The 7,911-nt window shown below is 61.3% G+C and carries 3 protein-coding genes (1 of these 3 running past the window's edge); all 3 read left to right on the top strand.

Features of this window, described 5'->3' with window-relative positions; all coding sequences use genetic code 11:
• Positions 1-1,578 carry the end of a non-ribosomal peptide synthetase gene (locus tag BMY45_RS26155; protein WP_092403172.1) on the top strand. 11,952 nt of this gene lie to the left of the window's left edge, so 1,578 of the gene's 13,530 nt are visible here — the last part of the coding sequence; its start codon lies off the left edge, out of view; it ends in the stop codon at positions 1,576-1,578.
• Positions 1,575-4,805 (top strand): non-ribosomal peptide synthetase, encoded by a 3,231-nt coding sequence (locus BMY45_RS26160; protein WP_092403174.1) that lies wholly within the window; start codon positions 1,575-1,577, stop codon positions 4,803-4,805. The genes BMY45_RS26155 and BMY45_RS26160 overlap by 4 nt, the downstream gene beginning before the upstream one ends.
• Before the next feature lie 332 nt (positions 4,806-5,137).
• Positions 5,138-7,603: a TonB-dependent siderophore receptor gene (locus BMY45_RS26165; RefSeq protein WP_092403176.1), complete on the top strand. Its 2,466-nt coding sequence runs from the start codon at positions 5,138-5,140 to the stop codon at positions 7,601-7,603.
• Positions 7,604-7,911 lie beyond the last annotated feature (308 nt).

Raw genomic sequence — 7,911 nt, forward strand, 5'->3', positions numbered from 1 at the left:
AACGTGCTGCCCCTGCGTTCGCGCTTGGACGCCGATGCCACGTTCGCAAGCTTTTTGTCGCAAACCCAGGACAACCTGCTCAGCGCCCTGGAGCATCAGGACTTGCCGTTCGACCAAATTGTCGAAGCCTCGGGCGTGCCGCGACACAAGGGCATGAACCCTTTGCTCCAGGTGTTGTTCGTGATGAACAACGTACCGGTGCGTACCCGCGCCATAAAGGGGTTGAGCGTGGAATTGCTACCGGCGCTGGAGACCCATTCTAAATTCGATATGGCGTTGTTCGTTGACGAAGAAGAAGGGCAATTGCGCGGCACTTGGCAATTCGCCACAACCTTGTTCGGACATGAGCGCATTCAGCACCTGATTCAGGCCTGGACCGCCCTGTTGGAACAGATCGTCGCTGATCAGAACATTCAATTGGGAGCTATCAGCATGCCAGTCGACAACTTGGCGGCCGCCGCCAGGCCTGCCACCGTCCCGGGGCCCAAGGCCGATAAGCTGGGCAAGTTTCTCAAACGCTCCGTGACACCGCTCGCCAAGCCTCGACCGGCGCGGGTGCGTGAATCACTAGTGGCAGCACCGCAGCGATTCCCGTTGATGCTGGAGCCGGGTGAACCCCAGCTGGATGTCATCGAGTGGATTCACCAGAACCGGTCGCTGATCGAGCAAAAACTGGCCGAACACGCGGGCATTCTGTTCCGCGGCTTTGAACTGGACGGCATCCAGGGCTTTGAAGCGTTCGCCGAAGCGATCCAGCCCGGCCTTTATGGCCAGTACGGCGATCTGCCGAAGAAGGAAGGGGGCAAGAACACCTACCGTTCCACGCCGTATCCGGAGCGCAAGATGATTCTGTTCCACAACGAAAGCTCCCATCAGGACCGCTGGCCGCGCAAGCAGATGTTCTATTGCGAGCAAGCCGCGCCTGTGGGCGGTGCGACGCCGGTGGTCGATTGCCGGTTGATGTACGAAAAGCTGCCGGCGGACCTTCGCGAGAAGTTCGAAGACAAAGGGCTGCTGTATGTGCGCACCTTCACCGACAAACTCGACGTGTCGTGGCAGCACTTCTTCAAGACCGAGGACCGCCGCGAAGTGGAGGCCCGGTGTCGGGCGGGGGGTATCCAGTGGCGCTGGCTCGACAACAACGAGTTGCAGACCCGTACACCGGGGCCGGCGATCATCACGCACCCGATCACTGGGGAGAAGTCGTTCTTCAATCAGGTGCAATTGCATCACATCTATTGGCTGGAGCCGGATGTGCGGGAGGACCTGCTGTCGATGTTCGGCCTGGAACGCATGCCTCGGCATGTGTATTACGGCGATGGCACACCCATCGAGGATGAGGTGATGGCGCGCATCGGTGATTTGTATGAAGCCTGTGCGGTGCGTTTCGACTGGCGCAAGGGCGACGTGATCTTGCTGGACAACATGCTGGTGGCCCACGCCCGCGACCCGTTCGAGGGCCCCCGCAAGATCGTGGTTGCCATGGGCGATATGTATGAGCGCAGCGCTCTGGAGGGCCAGGCCGATGCCGGGCCCGCCATCCAGGGCATCCGCAACCTGGAGGAAACCGGAGCATGAACGAGGTATTGATGGAGCAGCAGGATCCCGGCTTCGCCTTGACCCCCGAGCAACAAGCGATGCTCGAGCAACTGTCGAGCACGGCGACCTGTGGCGAAGCCTTGCGTTGGCTGAACGTGGTCATCGACGGCGATCTCGATCCGCAGCGCTTGCAGATCGCGTTCGATACGTTCCTGGCGCAGCAGCCAATGCTGCTGGCGCGGCTGGACAAAGTGGCCGGTTTCCACGGTTTGCGTCAGGCCGCCAGCGGCGCCGCTCGTTTCCCGCTGACGATACCGGCAGGCGAGCAACGGACTGAGGATGTCCAGGCGCAGATCAAGGATTGGCTGGGCCGAGCTTTTGTGGTGGGCGAATCGCCAAACGTCCAGGCCGTGCTTTATCGTCTGGCGCCGCAGCAGTGGCAACTGGTGCTGGGCATCGCCCGCTACAGTGCCGATGCGCAATCGCTGAATCTGTTGCTGGAGCAAATCCAGCAAGTGTACGCCGCAGTTCAGGCGCCGGAAGACGAAGCGCCGGGCGAGTTTGCCCAGTACCTGGAATGGCGCAGCGAGGTGGTGCTTGATGAAGATGCCGCCGCCGGACGAACCTACTGGCAGCAATACCTGCAGGGCGTGCAAACGGACATCGCCACCCCGTGGTTGGCTGCGCGCAGCGCCGGCAGTGAGGCGGGGCCCGCCGATACCTGTGTGTCGCTGACACTGGAACCGGCCCAGCGCGACGCGTTGCAACGGTTGGCCGAGCAGCTCGGTCAGCCGCTTTCCACGGTGTTGCAAGGCGCATGGTGGGTGTTGCTGGGACGTCTGAGCGGCCTTGAGCAGGCGCTGGTGGGCGTGCGCCATGACAGCCGTGGCGACTATGAATACTTCGCCAATGCCGTGGGGGTGTTCGAGAAAACCCTGTCGCTTAGCGTTTCATTGCCCGCGACGGTGTCGTTCAGCGAGTGGCTGGACGAGCTGGCGGCGCGTCTGGAAGCCCATCGTACCTGGCAGGAATACTGGGCGCCGGAACTGTCGCCTGGGGCGGCGCGCCCGGCCTACGGCTTTACGCTGGGGCAGGAGAGGCCTACCGGGACCCGTGCTGGTCTGAACTGGGCGGTCGCAGAGTCCGTGCGTGTGCCGGCAGACTCGTTCGAATTGCTGTTGCAGGTTAAATTGAACGCTGCCCAGCAGCTTGCCGCGGTCAATCTGTGTTACGCCAGCTCGCGTTATTCGCCGGCCTCGGCCAGCGCCGTGTTGGAACAGTACGGCGTGCTGTTGGCGTCGATCCTTGCCGCTCCACACACCGCATTAGCGGGGCTCGGCCTGTTGAGCCGCACCGCAGAGCAGCGCTTGCTGGCAATCAACCCCGCCATGCAGGCATTGGCTGATGGTCGTTATCTGCCGCAGCGCATCGCTGATCTGGCGTTGCATACACCGAACGCCATTGCCCTGACCGACGCCCGTCAGCAACTGAGCTACGGCCAGTTGCAAGCCCGGGTCGACAGCATGGCGCAGGGCCTCAAGCAGCAAGGCGTGGGCGCCGGTTCGATTGTCGCGCTGGCGTTGCCGCGTTCGTTGGATCTGGTGATTGCAATGCTGGCGAGCTGGCGCCTTGGTGCGGCGTATCTGCCCCTTGATGTGCAGTGGCCCCAGGCGCGTCAGGCGTTGATGCTGGAACAGGCCGGCGCGGCAGTGTTGTTGACCGATGCGGCGCATCTGCCGGTCTGGCAGGGGCAGCCGTATAAGGCGCTGACCGCGGCTGAGCTGAGCCATCCGGCTATGGCACTGCCTGCGCTCGCTACCCAAGGCAACGATATCGCCTATGTGTTGTTTACCTCCGGCTCCACCGGTGTGCCCAAAGGCGTGGTGATCGAGCATCGGCAACTGCTCAACTACACCACCCAGGCCAGTCAGGCGCTGGGGCTTGCCCAGTGCAAAAACGTCGCTTTCAGTTCCACCGTGGCGGCGGACCTGGGCAATACGGCGTTGTTTGGCGCGTTGTTCAACGGCGCGACCCTGCATGTGGCCAGCGATGAGCAGATGCAGGACGGCGCGCTGTTTGCCCAGTACCTGCAACAGCAACAGATCGATTGCCTGAAAATCGTGCCCTCGCACCTCGCGGCGCTGCTGGACAGTGACCGGGCGATGCTGCCGCTTACGCTGGTGCTTGGCGGTGAGCCGATCGCTGCGACGTTGGTCGAGCGCATCGCCCGGTTGCGCAGCGATTGCCGGGTGTTCAACCACTACGGGCCGACCGAGGCCACGGTGGGGGTGATGATTCATCCGCTGTCACTGAACGGCGCGGCCGGCGACTGTTCGGCGCTGACCCAGGTGTTGGGCAACAACCAGGTTTACGTGCTGGACGCCGATCTGCGTTTGGCGCCGGTGGGCGTGCTGGGTGAGGTGTACCTGGGCGGAGCGCAGTTGTGCCGGGGTTATCTGAATGCCGAGGCCGATGAGTCTATGTTCATCCAGAGTCCGTTCGATCCAGCGCAGCGTTTATATCGCACCGGCGACCTGGCGCGTTATCGGCCGGACGGAGCGATCCAGCTATATGGACGGCGCGATCAGCAGGTCAAGGTGCGTGGGTTCCGCATTGAACTGGCGGAGATCGAGGCCGTGCTTGTACGCATGCCTCAAGTGGCCGAAGCATTGGTGTTGCCGGCAGCGTTGGCCGAGCAGGGGTTGTTGGCCTTTGTCGTGGCGCAGCATGGGCTGTCGACGGGCTTGCTCGACGCCGCCCGCGCTGAGCTGAGCGCCCGCTTGCCCAGCGTGATGGTGCCCCAGCACGTGCACCTGATCGAACGATTCCCGCGACTGGCCAACGGCAAGATCGATCGCCACGCACTGCAGCAGTTGGCGATGGCTACAGCGGATGATGAAGACGCCGCGCCACGTGATGCGCTGGAGCAATTGCTCGCCGCGCGCATGGCGCAGTTGCTTGGGCTTGAGCGATTGGGCATCGATCGCGACTTCTTCGCCGCCGGAGGTCATTCGTTGCTGGTGATCAAACTGGTGGCTGGTATTCGCAAGTTGTTGCAGTGCGAAATTCATCCGGGACTGGTCTTCGATCATCCGACCGTGGCGTCGTTGGCCCTGGCCTTGCGGGCGCTAGAGAGCAGTCCGGGGCAGCTGGAAAAAATGGCCCAGGTGCGCTTGCGCATGGAGGCGATGAGTCCTGAGGAAAAGGCCCTCCTGACCGAACAGGCTCGGCAGCTGCAAGCTGCCAAGGCTGCGCAAGGCATCTGAAATCTCATGAAACAAAAGGCCGACGTCCATCTGCGTCGGCTTTTTTTTATTTTTTACACGAATGATAAATAAACTCATTCCGGTTTTTGGCAGGTGCTGCGTCTTACTTAGGTATGTGGACAAATCGGGTCGGGCAGGACGCTCAGGCACCGGATGTGTTCAGCAAAAATTTCGCCGTCGTCCAGCTGGATGACCGTGCCCGGGGAGGGGCCGGTCGGCCCCGCACTGACACATTGCCCTGGGGCAATCGACCGTGCGGGTTCTCTCGTGCTGGCGAGCGGCGGGCCCTTTGGCCCCATGGACTTTTACTTCTACCAATAATAGAGAGCACGATGTCATCCATTCATGAGTTCAAACCTCTGTTCAAGGCACTCGTCATGTCCCGCGGCCTGCGTTCGCGTAGGGTGTTGACCGGTCTGGGGCTGGTCTGCTTGCTGCCACTCAGCGCTCAGGTGATGGCTGAAGACGTCAGCATCGACATCCCTGCGCAATCGCTGCCCCAGGCACTGCAAGCGTTCGGTCAGCAGACCAACCAGCAAGTGATCTACAACGCCGGCGATATGGCCGGACTGAAAAGCAACCGCGTCAGCGGCAAGATGAGCCCGCAGGCGGCCCTCACCGAATTGCTCAAGGGCACTGGCGTACGCTACAGCATTGAGGGCAATACCCTGATGCTGGTGCGCGGTTCCACCCAAGCCCTTGAGCTGGGCGCGACCACCGTCAAAGCACAGGAGCTGGTGGCGACGACCGAAGGCAGCAAGTCATACACCAGCAACGCCGTGACCATCGGCAAGGGCACCCACAGCCTCAAGGAAATTCCTCAGTCGATCACCGTGATGACGCGTAAGCAGATGGATGACCAGAACCTGGTCAACCTCAAGGACGCCGTCAACCAGACCACCGGCATCGTCGGCCTGCAGGGCGTTGGCCAAGGCATGATCCTGTCGTCGCGTGGTTTCCAAATTGACGATTGGCAATACGATGGTGTGCCGATCCTGCGGAACAACTATTCGCTGGGCAACTGGGCGACCCAGGACCTGATCTTCTTCGACCGCCTGGAAATCATGCGCGGCGCCTCCGGCCTGCTGCAAGGCACCGGCAGCCCCGGTGGTGCCGTCAACCTGGTGCGCAAGCGTGGCCAGAATGCACCGACCGTGACCCTGACCGGCAAGGCCGGCTCCTGGGATCACTACGGTCTGCAACTGGACGCCGGCGGCCCGCTGAACCAGGCCGGTAACATTCGCGGTCGCATCGTCGTCGATGAAGACCAGAGCAATTCATTCGTCGACCATGCGTGGAGCAAGACCCACTCGCTGTACGGCGCGCTGGACGTCGACCTGAGCGAAGACACCACCCTGGGTTTCGCGGTCAGCCAATCCAACGGCGAATCGCGGGGCAACATCCGCGGCCTGCCACGCTACGCCGACGGCAGGATGCCGGACGTGTCGCGCTCGACCTACACGGGGGCGCGCTGGAACCGGTCCGAAATCGACGTCACCACCCTCTATGCCGATCTGGAGCACCGTTTCAACGAGGACTGGGCGTTGAAGATCGGCGCGGTGCATATGAGCGAAGACAACCAGGCGAAAAACCAGCGAGTCCAAAGGGGGGGTGGTCTCTTGCCTGATGGCAGTGGCGTGCAATACGCCGACTTCCTGACCGATTTCCAGTCCACGAAGGCCGGTCTCGACATGAACCTGACCGGCAAGTTCGAAGCCTTGTCGATGGAGCAGGAAGTCATGCTGGGCGGCAACTACTCGCAGTTGGAGACCGATGACCGCTACGCCCGTACATTCAACAACACCAGTGATTCCATCTTCGACATTGACAATGATCGTCCGGACATCAGCTACGACAGTTTGATCGCCGCAGGCGGCCAGGGCACCCTCAGCAAATACGATATCCGCCAGAAGGGTGTGTACGGCACCTGGCGCGTCAAGCCGGTGGACGATCTGACGCTGGTGCTGGGTTCCCGGGTCAGCTGGTACGACTACAGCTACAAGTCGAAAACCGAAAACTCAGTCGGTATCACAGGCAACGCGCCTAGCACCGGAACTGAAACCGGGGTAGTCACGCCCTACGCGGGCATCATCTATGACCTGAGCCGCGAATGGGCCGTGTATGCCAGTTATACCGACGTGTTCCAGCCGCAGACCAATCGCGATGCCAACGGTTCGGTGCTCAAGCCGATAGTCGGCACCAACTACGAAGTCGGCCTCAAGGGCGAGTTGATGGACGGTCGGGTCAATACCTCCCTGGCAATCTTCCGCTACGACCATGAGAACCGTGCCATCAACGACGGTGGTTCGGGGTGTGGCGGCTCGGGTTGCTCGGTGGCCTCGGGCAAAGTGCGCAGCCAGGGTATCGATGCCGAAATCAGTGGTGAAGTGATAGACAACCTGCAGCTGTTCGCGGGCTACACCTACAACACCACCAAGTACCTGGAGGACCCGGACAATGAAGGGAGTGTCTTCAGCACCTGGACGCCGAAACACATGCTGCGTGTGTGGGGCAACTACCAGTTCACCGGCGACTGGAGCCGTGTCAGCACCGGCTTGGGCTTCACCACCCAAAGCCACACGCTGGTTTACGACTATGATCGTGAAATCCCGGGTTACACCGTATGGAACGCCCGTGTCGGCTACCAGTTGACGCCGGAAATCGCTTTGGCGGTCAACGCCAACAACCTGTTCGACAAGACGTACATAACGTCCGCCTACAACCAGCTCAATGGCAACAACAACTTCGGTGACCCGCGCAATCTGATGTTCAGCGTGACGTACAAACCGCAGTTCTGATCCTCGCGAGAGTGATATAGACCTGCCTTTTGGGTCATGCTGTTCACTTAAGGAAACGGCGCTTTTCGAGACGGGAAAGCGCCGTTTTCTTTGCCGAGGTGCCCACTGCGCAACACCTGCGTTCGGCCAGAGTGGTTAACGGGGCGCCGAGATCAACGTCCACCGCGAGGTGGCCTCATAGCCGACCTGTTTTTGCGGGGGGACTCAATCCAATGTGGGAGCGGGCTTGTTCTGGTCAAGTTTTTCCGGACACCGATTACGGTGATCAAGCTGCCTGCTGCTCCATGGCTATTGGCGGCAGGTAGTTG

It is taken from the genome of Pseudomonas sp. NFACC39-1 (genome assembly GCF_900110355.1).
Taxonomy (GTDB): Bacteria; Pseudomonadota; Gammaproteobacteria; order Pseudomonadales; family Pseudomonadaceae; genus Aquipseudomonas; species Aquipseudomonas tehranensis.

Coding starts and splice junctions, on each gene's coding strand:
- BMY45_RS26160 (WP_092403174.1), top strand. CDS start 1,575: ATGAACGAGGTATTGATGGAGCAGCAGGATCCCGGCTTCGCCTTGACC.
- BMY45_RS26165 (WP_092403176.1), top strand. CDS start 5,138: ATGTCATCCATTCATGAGTTCAAACCTCTGTTCAAGGCACTCGTCATG.